Annotated in this window: 20 protein-coding genes and 1 rRNA gene; all 21 read right to left on the bottom strand. The window is 38.4% G+C overall.

The features are described 5' to 3' along the window. Positions 1–70, bottom strand: a 16S ribosomal RNA gene (locus tag BK585_RS22695); the annotation flags it as partial. A 363-nt stretch (positions 71–433) separates the two neighbouring features. Further along, complete coding sequence (gene lysS, locus BK585_RS22690; protein ID WP_078556538.1) at positions 434–1936, bottom strand: lysine--tRNA ligase; 1503 nt, start codon at positions 1934–1936, stop codon at positions 434–436. Positions 1937–2030: 94 nt separating this feature from the next. Continuing rightward, the gene (dusB, locus tag BK585_RS22685) at positions 2031–3035 is read right to left on the bottom strand and encodes a tRNA dihydrouridine synthase DusB (RefSeq protein WP_078556536.1); all 1005 of its coding nucleotides are present in this window, start codon (positions 3033–3035) and stop codon (positions 2031–2033) included. Between the two features lie 24 nt (positions 3036–3059). Further along, positions 3060–3263 carry a helix-turn-helix domain-containing protein gene (locus tag BK585_RS22680; RefSeq protein WP_078556535.1) on the bottom strand — a complete coding sequence of 68 codons (204 nt, stop codon included), beginning with the start codon at positions 3261–3263 and terminating at the stop codon, positions 3060–3062. Continuing rightward, complete coding sequence (gene folK / locus BK585_RS22675) at positions 3245–3742, bottom strand: 2-amino-4-hydroxy-6-hydroxymethyldihydropteridine diphosphokinase (protein ID WP_078556533.1); 498 nt, start codon at positions 3740–3742, stop codon at positions 3245–3247. Before folK ends, BK585_RS22680 begins: the two co-directional genes overlap by 19 nt. Positions 3743–3744: 2 nt before the next feature. Next, positions 3745–4104: a dihydroneopterin aldolase gene (gene folB, locus BK585_RS22670; protein WP_078556532.1), complete on the bottom strand. Its 360-nt coding sequence runs from the start codon at positions 4102–4104 to the stop codon at positions 3745–3747. Further along, on the bottom strand, positions 4097–4939 hold the full coding sequence (gene folP / locus BK585_RS22665) for a dihydropteroate synthase (protein ID WP_078556531.1): 843 nt from the start codon (positions 4937–4939) through the stop codon (positions 4097–4099). The genes folB and folP overlap by 8 nt, the downstream gene beginning before the upstream one ends. Before the next feature lie 2 nt (positions 4940–4941). Continuing rightward, positions 4942–5790: an aminodeoxychorismate lyase gene (pabC, locus tag BK585_RS22660; RefSeq protein WP_078556529.1), complete on the bottom strand. Its 849-nt coding sequence runs from the start codon at positions 5788–5790 to the stop codon at positions 4942–4944. Continuing rightward, positions 5791–6372 carry an aminodeoxychorismate/anthranilate synthase component II gene (gene pabA, locus BK585_RS22655; protein WP_078556527.1) on the bottom strand — a complete coding sequence of 194 codons (582 nt, stop codon included), beginning with the start codon at positions 6370–6372 and terminating at the stop codon, positions 5791–5793. A 1-nt stretch (position 6373) separates the two neighbouring features. Beyond that, on the bottom strand, positions 6374–7732 hold the full coding sequence (gene pabB, locus BK585_RS22650) for an aminodeoxychorismate synthase, component I (protein WP_245805934.1): 1359 nt from the start codon (positions 7730–7732) through the stop codon (positions 6374–6376). Between the two features lie 216 nt (positions 7733–7948). Continuing rightward, positions 7949–8872 carry a cysteine synthase A gene (gene cysK / locus BK585_RS22645; protein ID WP_078556523.1) on the bottom strand — a complete coding sequence of 308 codons (924 nt, stop codon included), beginning with the start codon at positions 8870–8872 and terminating at the stop codon, positions 7949–7951. Between the two features lie 109 nt (positions 8873–8981). Continuing rightward, positions 8982–9863: an Hsp33 family molecular chaperone HslO gene (gene hslO / locus BK585_RS22640; protein ID WP_078556521.1), complete on the bottom strand. Its 882-nt coding sequence runs from the start codon at positions 9861–9863 to the stop codon at positions 8982–8984. Positions 9864–9882: 19 nt separating this feature from the next. After that, positions 9883–10650 (bottom strand): type III pantothenate kinase, encoded by a 768-nt coding sequence (locus BK585_RS22635; protein ID WP_078556519.1) that lies wholly within the window; start codon positions 10648–10650, stop codon positions 9883–9885. Positions 10651–10799: 149 nt separating this feature from the next. Further along, positions 10800–12809: an ATP-dependent zinc metalloprotease FtsH gene (ftsH, locus tag BK585_RS22630; RefSeq protein WP_078556516.1), complete on the bottom strand. Its 2010-nt coding sequence runs from the start codon at positions 12807–12809 to the stop codon at positions 10800–10802. A gap of 70 nt (positions 12810–12879) precedes the next feature. After that, positions 12880–13419, bottom strand: a complete 540-nt coding sequence (gene hpt / locus BK585_RS22625; RefSeq protein WP_078556514.1) for a hypoxanthine phosphoribosyltransferase — start codon at positions 13417–13419, stop codon at positions 12880–12882. Between the two features lie 55 nt (positions 13420–13474). After that, positions 13475–14866 (bottom strand): tRNA lysidine(34) synthetase TilS, encoded by a 1392-nt coding sequence (tilS, locus tag BK585_RS22620; RefSeq protein ID WP_078556512.1) that lies wholly within the window; start codon positions 14864–14866, stop codon positions 13475–13477. Continuing rightward, complete coding sequence (locus BK585_RS22615; RefSeq protein WP_078556510.1) at positions 14850–15296, bottom strand: threonine/serine exporter family protein; 447 nt, start codon at positions 15294–15296, stop codon at positions 14850–14852. The genes tilS and BK585_RS22615 overlap by 17 nt, the downstream gene beginning before the upstream one ends. A gap of 15 nt (positions 15297–15311) precedes the next feature. After that, the gene (locus BK585_RS22610; RefSeq protein WP_078556508.1) at positions 15312–16070 is read right to left on the bottom strand and encodes a threonine/serine exporter family protein; all 759 of its coding nucleotides are present in this window, start codon (positions 16068–16070) and stop codon (positions 15312–15314) included. A 99-nt stretch (positions 16071–16169) separates the two neighbouring features. Then, a complete protein-coding gene (locus BK585_RS22605) occupies positions 16170–17132 on the bottom strand; it encodes a protein kinase domain-containing protein (RefSeq protein ID WP_078556506.1) in 963 nt (320 codons plus the stop codon). Continuing rightward, positions 17101–17838, bottom strand: a complete 738-nt coding sequence (locus BK585_RS22600) for a VWA domain-containing protein (protein ID WP_078556504.1) — start codon at positions 17836–17838, stop codon at positions 17101–17103. Before BK585_RS22600 ends, BK585_RS22605 begins: the two co-directional genes overlap by 32 nt. Before the next feature lie 74 nt (positions 17839–17912). Beyond that, on the bottom strand, positions 17913–20408 hold the full coding sequence (gene spoIIE / locus BK585_RS22595) for a stage II sporulation protein E (RefSeq protein WP_170885686.1): 2496 nt from the start codon (positions 20406–20408) through the stop codon (positions 17913–17915). Positions 20409–20494: the final 86 nt, after the last annotated feature.

The raw sequence follows: 20494 nt of genomic DNA, 5'->3' as shown, positions 1-20494 counted from the left end.
TCCGCTCGACTTGCATGTATTAGGCACGCCGCCAGCGTTCGTCCTGAGCCAGGATCAAACTCTCCATAAAAGTGAGTTGATTAAGCTCATAAAAGTGTTGCTTTCGCAACTTTTTTGTCATTTTACAATGACGGGTTTGCCATTTTGCAACGGCAATGAGATATCATGTATCTCTTTCGCTTGGCTTTGTTCTGTTCAGTTTTCAAAGAGCTATTTTGCCAACTGCCGTTTACGTCAGCAGCGACTTTAATAATATAACAAATCAAATTCGAAAAGTCAACATCTATTTTAAAGATGAATTTCACAAAAAGAAATTTATGTTATTCTTCTCTAAACAGAAAACTCTATTAGGTAATTATACTCCGTTTCTAAACAAAGTATAGTGTAATAAAAATAGAAAAAAGCCCAGTATTTTCTACTGAGCTTTTTCATTCTACTCTTCGCTAATTTCACGATGTCTCATTTGAGGAAATAATAACACATCACGGATTGAAGGAGAGTTCGTCAATAACATAACAAGGCGGTCAATCCCAATTCCAAGTCCACCTGTTGGAGGCATTCCATACTCTAAAGCTTCAATAAAGTCTTCATCCATCATGTGGGCTTCATCGTCGCCTTGCTCTCTTTCTTTTAATTGCCCTTCAAAACGTTCTCTTTGGTCAATAGGATCATTTAATTCAGTGAAGGCATTTGCATGCTCTCGACCAACAATAAATAATTCAAAGCGGTCCGTGAAACGTTCATCTTCAGGGTTTTTCTTCGCTAATGGCGAAATCGCTGTAGGATGCCCATAGATAAATGTTGGTTGTATTAATTTTTCTTCAACAAAATGCTCAAAGAATTCATTAACAACATGTCCATACGTCATTGTCTCTTTGACATGAACATTATGTTGTTTTGCAATTTCTCTCGCTTCTTCATCCGTCATTTCCGTCCAGAAATCTACACCAGCATATTCTTTTATAGCATCTACCATATGGAGTCTTTTCCATTCTGGTTTTAAATCAACTTCGTACTCACCGTATGTTACCGTTGTCGTTCCTAATACTTCTTGTGCAATGTGAGCAACGAGTTGCTCAGTTAAATTCATAATATCGTTATAATCAGCATACGCTTCGTACAACTCTATCATCGTAAATTCAGGATTATGTCTTGTCGAAACTCCTTCATTTCTAAACACTCTTCCAATTTCATAGACCTTTTCTAATCCACCCACGATTAGACGTTTTAAATGTAACTCAATCGCAATTCTCATATACAACTTCATATCTAACGCATTATGATGTGTAATAAACGGACGAGCAGATGCTCCACCTGCAATCGAATGCATCGTCGGGGTTTCTACTTCAAGGTATCCGCGACTATCTAAATAGCGTCTCATCGATTGTAAAATACGACTACGCACAACAAAAGTATCACGTACTTCCGGATTTACAATTAAATCTACATAGCGTTGACGGTATCTTTGTTCAATATCTTTTAATCCGTGGAATTTATCTGGTAATGGTCGTAATGACTTAGATAGTATTTGAAAGTTTTCCACCTTAATAGATAGTTCACCGACTTTAGTTTTAAAGGCAACTCCAGTAATTCCTACAATGTCACCTATATCTATCGTATCGAATAGTTGATACGCGTCGTCACCAACAGCATCTTTACGAACATAAATTTGTACTTGACCCGTCAAGTCTTGGATATGAGCAAAACCTGCTTTTCCTTTTCCTCGTTTTGTCATAACTCTACCAGCTAAAATAACTTGATTTTTTTGTTCTTCTAACTCTTCTTTAGATAACTCACCAAATTGATTTTGCATTTCTTTTGCTGAATGGGAACGTTCGAACTTTCCACCAAACGGATCAATCCCGCTATCCAATAAATGTTTTAACTTTTCTCTTCTTACCGCTTGCAAATCGCTCATTTCTACTTCCTGACTCATGTCTTCAACTCCTAAAATTCATTTCTTATGTAAAGCTTCGTTATATGTATTAGAAAAACTGCCAGCTTCGACTGGCAGTTGTATACTCTAGTTGCTACGCTTCTATCTTATCCGCCTCTGGTTGTCTTGCTTCTACTTCTTCAACAAAATCATAAAGAGCAGACGATACATCTTCTCTTGTTTCAAAGTAATTTACTTTATCACGAACACGAGCATTTCCACGCATTCCTTTCAAATACCAAGCGGCGTGCTTTCTCATTTCTCTGACTGCTACCTTTTCACCTTTTAAATCAATAAGACGGTCTAAGTGAATCATACAAACATCGATTTTTTCACGTGGACTTGGGTCTGGTGAAAGTTTTCCCGTTTCTAAGTAATGAACGGTGCGATACAACATCCAAGGGTTTCCTAACGCCGCTCTTCCTATCATGACTCCATCTACGCCCGTTGTATCTAGCATTCTTTTTGCATCTTCAGGTGTTTTAACATCTCCATTACCAATAACGGGAATCGAAACCGATTGTTTTACTTCTTTAATGATATCCCAATTTGCAGTACCTTCATACATCTGAACACGAGTTCTACCATGAAGAGCAATCGCACTTCCGCCAGCGCGTTCAACCGCTTTGGCATTTTCAATAGCATAAATATGTTCTTCATCCCAACCCATTCTCATTTTTACAGTTACCGGTTTATCTACCTTCTCAACAACGGCGGATACCATATCATATATTTTATTAGGGTCTAGTAGCCACCTCGCACCAGCATCACATTTTGTGATTTTCGGTACTGGGCACCCCATGTTAATGTCAATAATATCTGCATTTGTATTCTTATCAACAAACTCCGCAGCGGCGACCAACGTTTCTTTTTCACCACCAAAAATCTGTAAACTCAATGGTTTTTCGCGCTCATCTACAAATAGCATATTTAACGATTTTTCATTTTTATGAAGGATGGCTTTATCGCTTACCATTTCTGCACAAACAAGTCCTGCTCCGAACTCTTTTGCAATTAATCGGAAGGCTGGATTACATACTCCGGCCATAGGTGCTAAGACCACTCTATTTTTAAGTTTAACATCACCGATTTTAAACACTTTTTCACCTCCACTGAAGAAAATTTATTTATCTTCTAACTCGCTAATATCCACTTTTAATAATGAGGCCACTTTTACTACAAACTCTTCATTAGGCATTCTAGATCCTCGCTCAATTTCTCCAAGTAAAGAAACCGAAACACCCGCTGTTTTTGCAAAACTTTCTTGTGTGTAACCCTTTAGTTTGCGAAAAGCTCTAATCTTTCTTCCTACGTTTGGATTTTCCATACGTTTACACCCTCTTTATCTGGTAACGTTTCGTAAATGTCTTTTACCGTTTTATTTATCCCCGGAACATAAAGGAGTGGATTGATCTCTTGTAATGGGACGATTACAAAAGCACGCTCAGTCATCCTTGGGTGAGGAATTTGTAAATCATCCACCTTAATATTTTGTTGATTAAATAACAAAATGTCAAGGTCTAACGTTCGAGGACCCCAACGAACCTCTCTTTTTCGATCTGCACTTTCTTCTATTTTCTTCAACGCCTCCAATAGTTCCCGTGGTTGGAGCGATGTTTTTACTTCGACAACCATATTTAAAAAGGAAGCTTGTTCTACAAAGCCAATAGGTTCGGTTTCATAAATAGAAGAACACCTACTTACCGCGCAAAAGTCATGGTCTTCAATGGCCTGAATGCCCGCGGCTAAATATCGCTCTCTATCTCCTAAATTCGAACCCAAACCAACATATGCTAAATTATTCAAACTTACCTACTCCTCTGAATTTCAACCGCTACCGACTTATAGTGACCTTTGATAGGAGGGTCTGGTTTTACCAATTTTACGATACAGGAAGTTACTAACGGATAGCTTTCAAGTATCGAACTAGACACTTTTTCTGCAACTGTTTCAACTAGCTTATAGGGCTTACCTTCTACTATTGATTCTACAAGATGATAGACCTCCCCGTAGTTTACAGTGTCATTCAAGTCGTCTGATTGCCCTGCCTTATGTAAGTCAATGATTAGTTCAACAGACACATAAAATCGTTGTCCAATTTTCGTTTCTTCAGGCAAGACTCCATGGTAACCATAAAATTCCATATCGTTTATTAGTATTTTATCCACGATTGTGATTCACTCCCTTTGCCAACATTGCATCCATCATTTTAGCCATTCTACTCATCTCAAGTACGTCATGAACACGGACGATATTACACCCTTTTTGGATTCCTAAGCATACTGTGGCTCCCGTTCCTTCTACTCTTTCATCTACTGGTAAATCTAGAGTTTTTGCAATAAAAGATTTACGAGACGTACCTAGTAGAAGAGGATAGTTCAATGTGGCTAACTCATCAAGTCTTCTCATTACCTCTAGATTCTGCTCATAAGATTTTGCGAATCCAATTCCTGGATCAAGAATAATTTGTTCGTCCTGTACACCAGCTTCCCTACAAATCGATATACTTTCAAGTAAATCGCTTTTCATGTCTTCCATTAAATCACCGTATAAGCGATTCTCCCGGTTATGCATTAGGACGATTGGAACGTCAAATTCAGCAGCGACTTTTGCAATTTCAGGTTCAGCTTTTGCCCCCCATACATCATTTATAATCGAAGCTCCCGCTATAACAGCTTGTCTTGCCACTTCGCTTTTATACGTATCAATTGAGATTGGGACATTAACAGCTTTAGAGACTGCTTCAATTATCGGGATTACACGGACTAATTCATCTTCTTCACTAACTTTCTGCGCCCCTGGTCTTGTTGATTCTCCTCCGATATCAATGATATCTGCTCCAGCCTTTACCAATTCCTTTGCACGGGCTACAGCAGCATCCACGTGATTAAATTTACCACCATCAGAAAATGAGTCTGGTGTCGCATTTAAAATACCCATAATATAAGTTTTATCTTTATATTGATTGTGCCTTCTATTTATTGATTTTTTTGACGTAGACATGTTCATAGCTCCTTTTTGCTCCAAAGCTTTGTCGTATATTGAGAATACAAAGCTTGTAGCTTCGTTGCAAGAGATGAGTCCGAAAAGAAGGTATCATCTACTGAAATGATTGGGACTATTTCTTGGATTGAGTTTGTAATAAAGACTTCATCCGCTTCCTTAAGTTCATTCTCATGGAAAAAACCTTCTTTTACAAATACATTTTCTTTTTTCGCCAATTCAATTACAAATTGACGAGTAACTCCATTCAATATACCGGTATCTATATCCGGTGTATAAAGGACATCATCCTTTACCCAAAACACATTAGACACTACACCTTCTGCAATGTGACCTTTTTCCGTTAAAAAAAGACCTTCCATATGTATATCATTACCTAGTTCTCTTTTCCCTAAAATATTATTTAAATAATGATGTGATTTTAGCCGGTGTTGACCTTCAGGGGTATTTCTTTTCGTTTGTAGAATCCTTACTTTTTTAGTTATTGGCGCTTCTTGAGGTAATTCTTTCATATAAACGATAGTTGTTGGACTATGATACGATTCCGTTTGTAATCCTAAAGGTCCAACTCCTGCAGAAACATTCCATCTTACATATGCATCTTCTAGTTCATTCGCTTGTAATAAGTCGTTTACATGTTGGACGATATACTCTTTTGATTCATTCCACTCTATACCTAACTCAAGTAGACTTCCTCGCAAACGTTGAAAATGGTCATCCAATAAGAATGGATGACCTTTATAAATTCGAAACGTTTCAAAAGCTCCTAAACCATACATAAATCCATGTTCGAAAACAGAAATCGTCGCTTCTTTCTGTTCAACTACTTCACCATTTAATGAAAGGTACATTTATACCTTACTCCCTGCGTACTTATCAATAAAGTTTTTTAGTAAGCGTCTACCATCCTCTGTCATGATCGACTCTGGATGAAACTGAACTCCTTCAATCGGCAAGGTTTTATGACGAAGCGCCATAATTTCTCCTTCTTCCGTCTCAGCAGTTATTTCTAAACAATCTGGTAATGTTTCTTTTTTGACGATAAGAGAGTGGTATCTCGTTGCTGTAAAAGGATTTGCCATTCCCGAAAAAATAGTTTCTCCATCGTGATTCATTTCAGATGTCTTACCGTGCATTAACTTATCCGCTCTGACAACATCGCCGCCAAATACTTGTGCAATCGATTGATGTCCAAGACACACTCCAAAAATCGGGATTTTCCCTGCAAAATATTCAATGGCCTCCATACTTATTCCAGCTTCATCAGGACTGCATGGACCTGGAGAAATCATCAAATATGTTGGAGAAAGTTCTTCTATTTCAGAAATCGTAATTTGGTCATTTCGTTTAACTATCAACTCATGTCCCATTTCACCTAAATATTGCACTAAATTGTACGTAAACGAATCATAGTTATCAATCATTAAAATCATCTTAATTCCTCCTCAGCTCTACTTTCTGATTTGTTACCTCTTCTTCACTCAACTCTTTTGCTTTCCACAGTGCTCTTGCCTTTTTCAACGATTCTTTATATTCTGCTATCGGATTTGAATCGATGACAATACCAGCTCCAGCTTGCACATAGGCCATACCTTCCTTAGCTAGCAAGGTTCGAATGACAATATTAAACTCCATATCTCCATTAAAGTCAATCCACCCTATAGACCCAGTATAAATGCCTCGTCGCACAGGTTCAAGCTCTTCAATAATTTCCATTGTCCTAACTTTAGGAGCACCAGTAATAGTTCCACCTGGAAATGTAGCTTCAATGATATCAAATAAGTCATGCCCCTGAGCGAGCGTGCCTTTCACATTTGAAACAATGTGCATCACGTGTGAATATTTTTCAATCACCATTAGTTCGTCGACTTCAACCGTCCCGTACTCACAGACACGACCAAGGTCATTTCGTTCAAGGTCAACTAGCATGATGTGCTCAGCTCGTTCTTTTTCATTTTCAATCAGAGACTTCGCTAGGCGTTCATCTTCAGCTTCATCTTTTCCTCTTGACCTTGTTCCTGCAATAGGACGTGTACTTAATACTTTTCCGTCCTTTTTAATCAGCAATTCAGGAGACCCACTGACAATTTGAAATTCATCACTATGAAGATAGCCCATGTAAGGGGAAGGATTAACCTCACGTAATTTTTCGTAGATGTGCAAGGGCTCCGTGTTAAGCGGTTTAGCTTGTCTTACAGAAAGATTTACTTGAAAAACATCACCTGAAGCAATGTAATCTTGAATTCTTTTGACAGCCTCCGTGAACTCTTGTTCCGATAACGAAGCTTGCCAATCATCTTCCTTAGTTGTTTTCTGTTCCCACTGCCATTCTGGCCACTCTTTAAGCCACTGTTGTTTACATTTCTCTAATCTTTCTTTCGCACGATGATGGTCACCTTTCTCATAATGAGTAATAAGCGTCATCTCGTTGTACTGATGATCATAAATACAGACATCATTAAAGACAAGGAAATAAAAATCATACGTTGCCAAATCATCTTGTGAGGATGTGGGTATTCTTTCAAAGTGGCGAACCATGTCATAGCTAATAAATCCGATCGCTCCTCCTTGAAATGGAGGTCCATCTTCTATAGAAGGAGACTTGAACTGTTTTAGCCATTGTTGTAATAGGAAAAACGGTTCTCCTTTTTCAGTTTTCGTTCCTTCGCTTGTTGTGATTGTAAAATGATTATCTTTTCCTTTTATAATGGCATCTGGATGTAAACCAATGATAGAATAACGACCTCCTCTACCACTTTCTAATAAACTATGGCGAGGCATATGTTTGGTCATATGTTTATACGAATGAAACCACTTATTGTTGTCAATTGAAAAAGTGGTTGTTGCTTTGTAACGGTGAACTTCTACTGAATTCGTCGTTGCATGTCCATCTTTATGCAATAGACTCACTCCCAACATTGATTGCATACCGTTTATTTTACAACAAAGTTCAACATTAAAAAAGCAGACTCTCTTATTGCTAGAGAATCTGCTTATATTTTTTTGGGATTAGTCTTCGAATTGGTATAAAGGAGTACTTAAATAACGCTCTCCATTACTTGGAATGATAGCTACAACTTTTTTGCCTTTTCCAAGTTTTTTAGCTACTTTTAGTGCGGCTGAAATCGCTGCACCAGATGAAATTCCTCCAAGAATTCCTTCTTCACGAGCTGCACGTCGAGCATATTCAAACGCTTCGTCATTTGAAACTGTGATGACTTCATCATATACTTCTGTATTTAAAATACTTGGGACAAATCCTGCACCAATTCCTTGGATTTTGTGTGGTCCCGGGCTTCCACCAGAAAGAACTGGAGAATCAGCAGGCTCAATTGCATAGATTTTTAAATCAGGGAAGTTTTCTTTAAGTAGTCCACCTGCACCTGTAATTGTTCCACCTGTTCCAATACCTGAAACAAATCCGTCAATTTGTCCTTGTACTTGCTCAAGTAACTCACGACCTGTTGTTTCTCTGTGGATAATAGGGTTTGCTTCGTTTTCAAACTGCTGAGGCATGAAGTACCCTTCTTCTTGAGCTAGTTCAGTTGCTTTACGGATAGCTCCACCCATACCTTCTGGACCTGGAGTTAGTACTAACTCTGCTCCATATGCTCTTAAAAGGTTACGACGCTCTAAACTCATTGTTTCTGGCATAACTAACTTAGCTTTATAGCCTTTTGCTGCAGCTACCATCGCAAGACCAATTCCAGTGTTTCCACTAGTAGGTTCAACAATCGTTACTCCTGGTTTTAGTTCTCCACTTCTTTCAGCAGCTTCAATCATGGCAAGACCAATACGATCTTTAACGCTACTTCCTGGATTGAAAAATTCTAATTTTAAATATACATCAGCTGAATCGTCTTCAACAAGACGGTTTAATTTTACTAACGGTGTTTGTCCGATGAGGTCAGTTATTGTATTTGCTACTCTCATATTCAAATATCCTCCCTTAATCCCAAGTAAATTTATTGGTTTTCTTAAAATTATAGTATCAGACCGTATTTTATCCGTCAACTTTTTTTTTTGTAAAACATGGTATTTATTATTGTGATGTTTGTTCCAGCAATTCCGTTAAATCTTCTTTTGAAAAATGGTATTCTTCATTACAGAAATGACATCTCGTTTCCGCTCCGCCGTCCGTCTCAATCATATCTTTTAATTCATCTTTTCCAAGACTAATGAGTGCATTCGAGATTCGTTCCTTAGAACATGGACAAGAAAACTGAACTCCCATCTTCTCAAGAATTTTCAAATTGTCATCTCCAACGATCGCAGCAAGCATTTCTTCTGGTGGCATGCCAGCTTCGATTAACTTAGAGATTGGAGGAAGTGTACTTAATCGCCTTTCAACTTCATCAATGACCGCATCATCTGCTCCTGGTAACATCTGAATAATAAATCCACCTGAGGCCGCTATGGTCTCGTCAGGATTTACAAGAACTCCAACCCCTACAGATGAAGGCGTTTGTTCAGATGAAGCAAAGTAATAGGTGAAATCTTCTCCTAGTTCTCCAGAAACAAGCGGGACACTTCCCGTAAAGTTATCACGCATCCCTAAATCTTTAACGACTGATAAATAGCCACTCGTTCCTACTGCTCGTGCCACATCTAGTTTCCCCTGAGCATTTAACTCAAAATGAACACTAGGGTTGGTCACATACCCTCTTGTCTCTCCCATTGCATTGGCATCAACAATAATGGCTCCAATTGGGCCACCACCTTCAATTTTCACCGTTAATTTACTATCGCCTTTAAGCATGGCACCCATCATCGTAGACGCTGTCATTGCTCTACCCAATGCCGCAGAAGCCGTTGCCCAAGTTTTTTGTCTACGAACCGCTTCATTTATCATTACGGTAGTTGTAATTGCATACGCACGTACCTTTCCATCAAACGCAAGAGCTTTTATTAAATAATCACTCATATGAATCTTCCTCTCTATACTACCCTTTATTCTTCATATAAATCATTTGTAATCCTTTAAGCGTCAAGAACGGGTCAACTGTATCAATTGTGCGTGATTCTTCAGCAATTAAAGTGGCCAATCCTCCCGTAGCTATAACTTTTGGTTGTTCTGGTGATTGTTCTTTCATTCTTGATACGATTCCATCCACTTGCCCAACATAACCATAAAAGATACCGGACTGCATCGCATGTACAGTATTTTTACCTACCACTTGTGGTGGCTTAGTAATTTCAATTCGTGGAAGCTTCGATGCCCTTGTATATAAAGCCTCCGTTGAAATTCCAATTCCAGGTGCAATGACTCCGCCCATGTATTGTTTATCCTCGTTGATATAGCAATATGTTGTCGCTGTTCCAAAATCAACTATTACTAATGGAGATCCATAGAGGTGAATGGCTGCAACCGCATTTACGATTCGGTCAGCCCCAACTTCCCGAGGGTTTTCATATTTAATATTTAATCCGGTTTTAATCCCAGGTCCAATGACAATCGGAGCCTGTCCGAAGTATTTAATACACATTTGTTCAAGTGCAAACATGATTGGAGGAACCACCGATGAGATAATTATTCCATCAATTTCTTCAAAGCTAACACCATGATGCGAGAATAAACTTTTGATGACCATACCATATTCATCTTCTGTTTTTTCACGACTAGTTGCAATTCGCCAATGGAATTTCAATTCGTCACCATCGTAAACTCCTAATACTATATTTGTATTCCCCACATCCACAACAAAAATCATACTATCACCCATTTATTTTTTTGTTTTCACCCAAATTATAAACATTTAACACATCACAACCAACTAAAAGGAACTAATGCTATTTATTTTTTGATTTCTTAGTAAAAAATAGGATGCCCATAATTGAGCATCCCATCTTACACCAATTATTATTGGTCTTTTTTATCATCTTTAGAGTCATTCTCTTCAGTTACTTCTTCCTCTTTTTTATCGTAAACATTTTTGGAAATTGTGTTTTCTTCATCGTTTTCCTTTTTGTTAATGTTTACTTTTACATCTGAATCGTTATCATCAGGTGTATCCACACGGTTTGTATGGTGGTCCATCGGAAGTTTTCCTTCGTTTACTAACGACTTGATTTGTTCCGCATCTAATGTTTCTAACTCCATTAACGTGTTTGCAATCAAATCTAGGCTGCTACGATTATCAACTAGGATTTGCTTACAACGTTCGTAACATTCTTTAATAAAACGTTGTACCTCCAAATCAATCTCGTATGCAATTTGGTCACTATAGTTTTGCTCGTTTTGAATGTCTCTTCCTAGGAAGACTTGACCTCCACTACTTGACCCGAACTGCATTGGTCCTAACTTGTCGCTCATTCCGTATTCAGTAACCATCTTACGAGCAATACCTGTTGCACGTTGGAAATCATTATGTGCTCCGGTACTTACTTCTCCAAATGCAATTTCCTCAGCCACACGTCCACCAAGTAACCCGATAATTTTATCAAGTAACTCTGGTTTGGTCATAAAGTATCGGTCTTCTTTCGGTAACATTACAGCGTAACCACCTGCTTGCCCTCGAGGAACTATCGTTACTTTATGTACCATATCAGCGTTTTCTAACTTCACACCAACAACGGTATGACCAGCTTCATGCCATGCCACGATTTTCTTTTCTTTTTCCGAAATCACACGACTCTTTTTCGCAGGCCCAGCGATTACTCGGTCAATCGCTTCTTCGATATGAGTCATATTCACTTTTTTCTTATCTTGACGAGCAGCTACAAGTGCCGCTTCATTCAGTAAATTTTCTAAATCAGCACCAGAGAACCCTGGAGTTCTTGTTGCAATCGTCTTAAGATTAACATCATCAGCAAGCGGTTTATTTCTTGCATGGACTTTAAGAACCTCTTCTCGACCTTTAACATCAGGGCGACCTACCATGATTTGACGATCAAATCGGCCAGGACGTAATAAGGCAGGGTCTAATATATCCGCTCGGTTTGTGGCTGCAATGATAATAATTCCTTCATTCGCACTAAAGCCATCCATCTCAACGAGTAATTGGTTTAAGGTTTGCTCACGCTCATCGTGTCCTCCACCAAGACCAGCTCCACGTTGACGACCAACAGCATCAATTTCATCAATGAATATAATACAAGGCGCATTTTTCTTTGCATTCTCAAATAAATCACGTACACGAGATGCCCCGACACCGACAAACATTTCAACAAAGTCAGAACCACTAATAGAGAAAAATGGCACTCCCGCTTCACCAGCAACTGCACGTGCTAGTAACGTTTTACCTGTACCAGGAGGTCCTACTAGTAATACCCCTTTTGGTATTCTAGCGCCGATTGCCGAGAATTTACGAGGGTCTTTTAGGAATTCAACAACCTCGACTAATTCTTGTTTCTCTTCGTCTGCACCTGCTACGTCTTTAAACTTTGCTTTCTTTTTATCATCTGCTACCATCTTCGCCTTGCTTTTCCCAAAGTTCATCACACGGCTACCGCCGCCTTGAGCTTGACTTAACAAGAAGAAAAACAAAATAAAGATAATAATGAATGGAATAATTGACGTAAAAAATGTTACCCAGCCGCTTGTTTCATCAGCCTGTTCCATATTCCATAATGACTCTCCACCAGGTGCTTGCGCGGCCATAATTTTCTCAAAGACTTGCTCAGTCCTTGGAATATTAACCTCAAAATACTCACCTTCAGGTTGACCTACTAATTGGCCTCTTACGACATACACTTGACGTTCTGGTTTTACAGAGAAAGAAACAACCTCACCATTTTCGAGGTGCTCTAGAAACTGGTCAGTTGCAAGGGGTTCCGTTTGTGTTTGGTCTCCACTGAAAAAACTGACAATTGCTACTATCACTAAAAAGATTAATAAATAGAATATTGTGTTACGAAATATTCGATTCATTCCTGACCTCCTCCCACGAACAATAAAAGCTTTACTTATAGTATCATAAATGTTTCCTTATTCACAATATTTACTCACTGTATATCTCGGGCTTTAGTACCCCAATATACGGGAGATTTCGATATCTTTCAGCATAATCCAAACCATAACCGACAACAAATTCATCTGGTACGATGAAACCAGCCAAATCAGGAGTTAAGTCTACCTTTCTCCCCTCAGGTTTGTCTAATAGTGTAACCACTTTTACAGATTTTGCTTTTCGATAGTGAAATAACTGAACCAAGTAGCTTAATGTCAGTCCACTGTCAATAATATCCTCTACAATAAGAACATCTCGACCTTCCACTGACGTATCTAAGTCTTTGACAATTTTCACTTCACCAGTGGAGACAGTTCCAGCTCCATAGCTAGAAACATCCATAAAATCCATTTCAATATACGTATCAATTCGCTTTGTTAAATCTGCCATAAAAAGCATGGCACCTTTTAAAACACCAATCACAAGCGGATTTTTACCTTCATATTCTACAGTTAGCTGTTTCCCTAACTCCCGAATCTTAGTTTCAATCTCTTCTTCAGAAATAAGTATTTCTTTAATGTCTTCTCTCATTCCTATGTTTAAGCCTCCTGTATGTATTACTATGAAGATTCTAATCAAAATATCTTTACTGGTACGCTTCAAAACTTAGCAAAAGGAACGAGGCTGTTTGCTCAGATACTTTTGCTTTTTTTGACCTTATTAATCCAGGCACCCAGAGTATTTCACCTTCACCATCTACAATTACCGGCCAAATTTTTCGCTTTGACATATCTACTTTATTATCGATAAACACACGACTTACTTTTTTACTCCCCGACAACCCCATTGGTGAAATTCGGTCTCCCTCTTTCCATGACCGAATGGTTAAAGGAAAAGCAATATGTTCACTATCACCGATATATATAGAAGATTGTAGATTTGATTTTTTATAAGAAGTTGTTATTCCAGCTGTAATCTTCCCAATTCCTACATCCACTTCTCCTGAAATCGACAATTGGTGTTCATATGTAGTAACCTTTTCCGTCCGCCCTTGCCTGATAAAAGAACAAATATCATATGAGCGAACCACTTCTACCCCCTTCGGTAGATTAATCTGACCAGACGGGTGAGAGGAATGTAAGATATTCGCAATGTGTTCAATATGTATCATTGAAATAATTGGATGATTTTTCCCGTAAAGATATTTTAATATTAGATGAATCCCTCTCCTTTGTAAAGCTTTTGGCATTTGTCTTGCTGTCAAAACGTCTATTACAACACTACCAACTTTTTTATCAATAATTACTTTTTCCAAAGCTTGTTGTGTAAGATTTTCAAGAAAAGACTGATCCTCGATAACCCATTCGCTTTGCTTTTGAAACTGGACATGTACGTTTTTATTTTCTTCTTTTAAGAAGGGAAGAATGTTTTGCCTAAAGCGATTCCTTGTATAGTCTTGTGATTGATTGCTTTTATCGAGCCTTGGTGAAAGTTTTTCTTCTATACAATATTGCTCAATATCACCTTTAGTTATTCCTAAAAATGGGCGAATGATGTATCCAGTAGAAAAATCTCTTCGAAAAGGAATACCAGCTAACCCAAATCCATATGCTCCTCGAACTTGTTTCATCAACATCGTTTCCACTTGGTCATCACCATGATGTCCAAGAGCTAACATATTTGCACCATACTTAACCATTGTCTCGCTAAAAAATTGATACCTACACTCTCTAGCGGCTACCTGAGCACTTAGATGATGTTTTTTTTGATAGGCTTTCACATCTATTCTTTTTCCTTCAAAGGGAATGTTTCTACTATGACAAAAGTTTTCTACAAAAAGAAAGTCCTCATACGACTCTTCTCCTCGAAACTGATGGTCTACATGTGCGGCAACAAGTTCAACGGAATAGTCATCTTGATGAGTCCATAAAAAATGGAGCAATGCTAACGAATCGGGACCTCCCGATACCCCAACTACAACGATACCCGGTTGTAAAAGCTGATGAGTTTCAATGAACTCTTTAACGATTCGGTTCATAGCGGTGGCCGATTCCTCCTTTCTTAAAGGAAAATACGGATAACGCAAAAACAAGGCCTGCAGCAATTGCACCAGCCTGAAACATGGTATCTATTCCTAATTCTAGCCCTAGTAAATATTCTCTTTCAACAAAGGCTCTCATCGTAAAATAGGCTTTACTTCCTGGCACTAATGGGATTATCGCAGGAATGGTAAAGTTCGTCACCGGAATCCGGAAGCGTTTTGCTAGAAAGTGAGATACTGTAGCAGAAAGGAGTGAAGCTATTGCAGTCGCTAATATTATAGAAACTCCAAGCTGCGGCAAAGCTTGAAAGGTAATCCATGAAAAACATCCGACTAAAGCTCCAATATATAGAGCACGTAGTGGTACATTAAATAAAATACCGAAAGAAAACGTTGCTAGATAACATAAAATAAGACCAAGCCACATAATAATCCCCCCTTATTACCCAAGAAATAACCCTATTGCTAATGCAATCCCGGTTGCAATCGATAAAGCCGTTAAAATAGCTTCAGCTCCTCTACTTACACCTGCAACATAATCACCTGACATTAAATCACGAACAGCATTTGTTAAGGGTACTCCCGGTACTAGAGGCATTAATGTTCCGATAATAATTTGGTCTAAATTGACTCCTAAGCCGATATACACGAGTAAAATCGCTGTTCCTCCACCAATAAATGCTGAAAGAAATTCAGCAAAGAACTTAACCTTCAAATACTCTTGAAATTTAAATAAACAAAGACTTACCACCAAGCCAGCAATAAAAGCGGGTAGCATATCTCTTATCCCTCCACCAAACAAATAAGAGAATCCTGCGCCTGCCACACCAGAAGCTAAGTGTACTAGCCAAACAGGATAATATAGGGGTGCTTTGGCAATTTCCTTAAGTTTATCATAAGCTTCTTTGTCAGTGATTTGACTACTGACAAATTCTCTTGATACTTGATTAACTAACGAGACTTTGTTTAAATCATAAACTCGGTCATCTATTCGAACCATTTGCATTGTATCTCCTCTCCCCTCATCACCGAAGGAAAGGAAAATCCCTGTAGTTGTTACAAAGCTATGTACATTTTTTAAATTGGCGGCTTTGGCTATTCTTTCAATCGTTTCTTCAACTCGATAAGTTTCTGCGCCGTAGGTAAGCATTATTTCTCCTGCTAGCAAACAAACATCCATAACCTGGTCTGCTTTGGCCATACTCATCCCCTCCAAGCTCTCTAATGGGCCCCTCCTTGTTAAATACATCTTTTTTTCTACTGCGATATAGAAAAAGGGAGGTGACTAAGTGCGCTTGTTTTACATCATTTGTCCAAATAAGTATAGGATATATGCCAATAGAAGAAAAGAGGAAACAAGAAAGAAATCAAATATATACGATCCTTTTCCTTTTTGTTTTTTAGTCTCTTTATGTGTTTTTCGAGTTTTTCGTTGTGGCTTATGGGTATATGTCTTTTTATTACTTATAAGCTCAACAACATCTTTCCTCATTAATTGAGCATCGACGTACTTTCCCAGAATGGCGTTCATTAGTACTTGTCGGTAAGGAAGCAGTGCTGGTTTCGCCTCGATGGCCTTTTTTAATTGAAAGTGAGGCTTATCTTCATTTTTATTAAATCGCTTTGGGTAATAGCAGTTAATCATAATCATCGCCACAGCAAACAAATCATAGCTTGGTTCGGCTTTTCTAGTTCCTAAGTTCCAGTATCCTCGGTCATAGAACTCCGTATATTCTTTAATGGACCTTCCTAATAATGTTGTTCCTCCTACATCCATCCAACGAATTCGAGAAGGTGGTCCTACGACTAATAAATTGTCTGGCTTTAGATCTCCAAATGCCCACCCCGCTCGATGAAGACGGTCTAAGTCTCCTAAAAGTTGTACGATAAATATCCCTAACCATTCATCACCACGTTTTCTTATAAAAGGGAGAAGCTCCTCTCCTTTTAAATATTCCATAGCATAAAAAGGGAATGTACCCTCGTTAGTACTATAATCATCTACATCTAATAAAGAAGGCCCAAGTATTTGACCTTGGACCTTTGAAAAATGCTTTAGAACATTCACCTCTGATGTAATCGCCATATTGTTCACACCGATTTTTAGCGCGATGTCTCCGTGTGCTGAATCTGCCAAATATACCGTTCCAGTTGCTCCTGATCCTAACTGCTTCACAATTTTATATGGTTTTTGGTGCCATTTTCCTACCAATCTTGTACCAGTGGGAAGATTACATACCGGACTCTTCGTAGAGTTCATCATCACGAGAAATCAGACTCCTTCTTGAGCTATTCTTCTCAAATTTATGTAGCGCCGTCTGTAACGCCGGTCCTGTTGGGGTAATCCCTCCCGACGAGAGCTTATGAAAGATTCCATGTAACGAATCTAACTTTGGCGTCCAGTCTAATAGACGATCAATTTCACGACGCTTCCCTGGGAATGAATAGAGTGAAAACTTATTCGCTCCCATTCTAGACGTTAAGCTAATAGATAAGTCGGTTAATGCTTCTTGTACCATTGGTAGTTTATTTTTCATACTAGCACTTGTATCAACTAGAATTAGCACTTCAAGGTTAATGGTTTCTCCTAGTTCATCAACGACTTCCATAACTTGTCCTCGTTTTTCAGGAGCCAAATCTTCCATTTCTTGATCTTGCCCTAGTATTTGTTGAAGTTCTTTGTTTACAACGCCATATAATGTTTGAGTCATTGCTTTTCTAGTAACCATCTGAACCGTTTTTGCGAGTTGTTGTGCATAAACGATTTGACTAACGCCTCCACCAGCTAAAGCAATTTGCTCTACTTCCTTTATTCCTTGTTCACTCATATGATTATCATCTACGACACCGATTACATTTACTGTAATTCCTTGCTCTCTTGCTAGAGATGCAATTGCGATTGGGTCTTCCCCTTGGTTTGAACAACCGTCTGTCAGTAACAGAATTTGCTTTAACGTTCCTTTGCCCATCATATCCCCTCCAAAATGTATGAATGGTACCATGATTCACACTTTTAGTAGGGAATATACATTACTATTCTATTTTATTGGGCTTTCTTTTTTATAATCCTTGGAGATTTATACATCGGAATTGCCGCCCACTTTGGAATGTTTCTCTTAATTTTAGTTACTAGAATGGTCATATCATCATTTATCTCATTTGAGCTTGAACGAATGACACGTTCAAGTAACGAATCGGCGATATCCTGTGGGTCATCTCCTTCAATCTCACTGATGATTCTCTTCATCCATAAATCCTTGTTTTCGACATGCTTAGGCGCATCGAAGATTCCGTCACTCATCATGATCAATAAATCTCCAGCTTTCAATTGCTCACTTACAACATCAACATCAAATTCTTGGATAATGCCCATTGGCAAATTACTAGCTTCTACTTTCATCACTTCGTCACTCCGTTTGATAAAACTAGGGATTGACCCTATCTTTAAAAATTTGGCGCTTGCATCTTGTAAATCAATCATTGCTAAATCTAGTGTTGAAAAAATCTCATCCGTTGTCCGTAAAGATAAAACGGAATTAACAGACTTAATCGCTACCGTTTCTTCTATTCCTGATTGAAGTATTTTTTGAAGAAGCTGCAAGGTCTCATTGCTTTCTAAATGAGCTCTTTCTCCATTCCCCATTCCATCACTAATTGCGATTGCATGCTTTCCGGAACCTAGATCGATAGTTGAGTAACTATCTCCAGAAATCCAACCTCCGCCTTTTGCTACATTGGCAACACCAACATCTACTTCATACTTTCTAGCAGAGCCAAAAGATATATGACTATATCCATTTGGATAAAAACCTTCTTCTTCGTTCTTTACGACAATCGTTTCATGGAGTATATCTGATAGCATTGGAGCGATTATTTTCTCAGCTTGTCCATGTCCGCCATCCCCTGGCATGCTCATATCAATTTCAATATTCCCCTCTTCTAGTCGGTATATATCAACGTGACCAATTTCAAGTCCTACTCCTCGTAAAGCATCAAGCATTTGTTCCTCTTGAACAAAATGAGCTTCTTTTTCCTTTTGAATTTCTTTTGCAAAGTCACCCATTACCCTAGAAACTCCAAGTAATTGGTCTGCTACTAGTCTTCTGCTTTCCATTACTTGTTTTTTTAGTTTTATATTTGCTTGGAACTGACCTAGTTCCTGTTGAATGGTTTGTAACACTTTATCTCCTTTATTACAAAATTTCTTAAGATCCATTAGATTCTGAGGACTTTTTACGACTCCATTTTGCTCGGCATCGTTCATTAACCGATGCATTGTATCATACGTTTTTTCAAAATTTTGTGCCCAACAATGTTCTTTTTTAAAGCATGTTTGGCACGTTTTCTCCGTGACATTACTTAGGAAATAATCGACCTCTTTCCCTTTATCTTCACCATCTAGTTCAAGTTCTTGTGCTTGAAAACTATTCGATAGTGTGTGAAATAAACTTGAAAACTGCTCGACACGTCCAGCTGTAACATCTCGAATTTTTCGTAAGTATTGTTGTTGTTCTTTAGAGTATTCCGTTGTACCAGGGATATAACGAGCTAATTTTACGATCCATGACCTAGGTGTCATCATGAATAGGAGAATGGCTACCATTGTTTCCATAACAGTAATCGATAACTGGCCACCACCCTCTCCGTATAGTCCGATTAGCAATGTACCGATTAGAAGACCAATACTGACTCCTACTTTTTTTCCATCCTTCAACAAACCACCCAGTAATCCAGCAAAAGCCAATAAACTCATTTGGTACAAGCTTGCAACACTTGCTAAGCTCAGTATCAAACCTGTCACCACTCCAACGGTCGATCCAATGGCAGCTCCTGCAACAAAAGCAAATAATAATACTAAATACCGTGCTAAAATGTGTTCGACTGTCATATCATAGAACATCCAGCCAATTGTGCCTGTCATTACAGAAGCTAAAAGGATGATTAAACAAACAATCTCTTCATTCTTTAATGGCTGTTGTATCTTTTTTGTTGTAATCAAAGGAACAGATTGTAAAAAAATTAAGGTGAGTATAAAACTTAAACCAGACTCTACGCCTGCCATCATCCAGGCATAACTTGTAACCGTCCCTGCTCCCAAATATGTAAGAATTGCTTTTCCACTTAGTGATGCTATAAAAACAGCGTAGGGCAGTGCTTTTACTGGTTGTTCACTAAACATTAAAACAACTCTATATAAAACAACAAATAATAAAATAGAAAAGGCCACAAACCACCCCGTTGCCACCACATTCGTAAGGGCACCGGCCAAAACAGCAATCGAAGCTAAACCAAACTTTTCCCGTTTTAGCACATAGACTACAGCTACAAACGGTAAAATAAACGGTGTAATTTCAGACAGAATCATGGCTCGTCCAAGTAAAAATCCTACAATTAGTAATAGTAAACCCCATTGGAAGAGCAGAGCATCTAGCCACCGTTTTACTCGTTCACTTGCCGTTACAAACATCGAGTACATTTGCTCTAAATATACTAAATCTCGAAACGGCTCTATTACTCCTCTAGTCACTTTACGAATCATCTATAACACCCCATCTGATTTTTTTCGTGTCCCCATTATAAACAGAAGAAGGTTTATTATTTTGTCAAAATTAGCAACCAATAAAA

Origin of the sequence: Bacillus alkalicellulosilyticus (assembly GCF_002019795.1) — a bacterium.
Classification (GTDB): domain Bacteria; phylum Bacillota; class Bacilli; order Bacillales; family Bacillaceae_F; genus Bacillus_AO; species Bacillus_AO alkalicellulosilyticum.
Note: the sequence above shows the minus strand (reverse complement) of the source record. Positions and strands in the feature narration are given on the sequence as shown.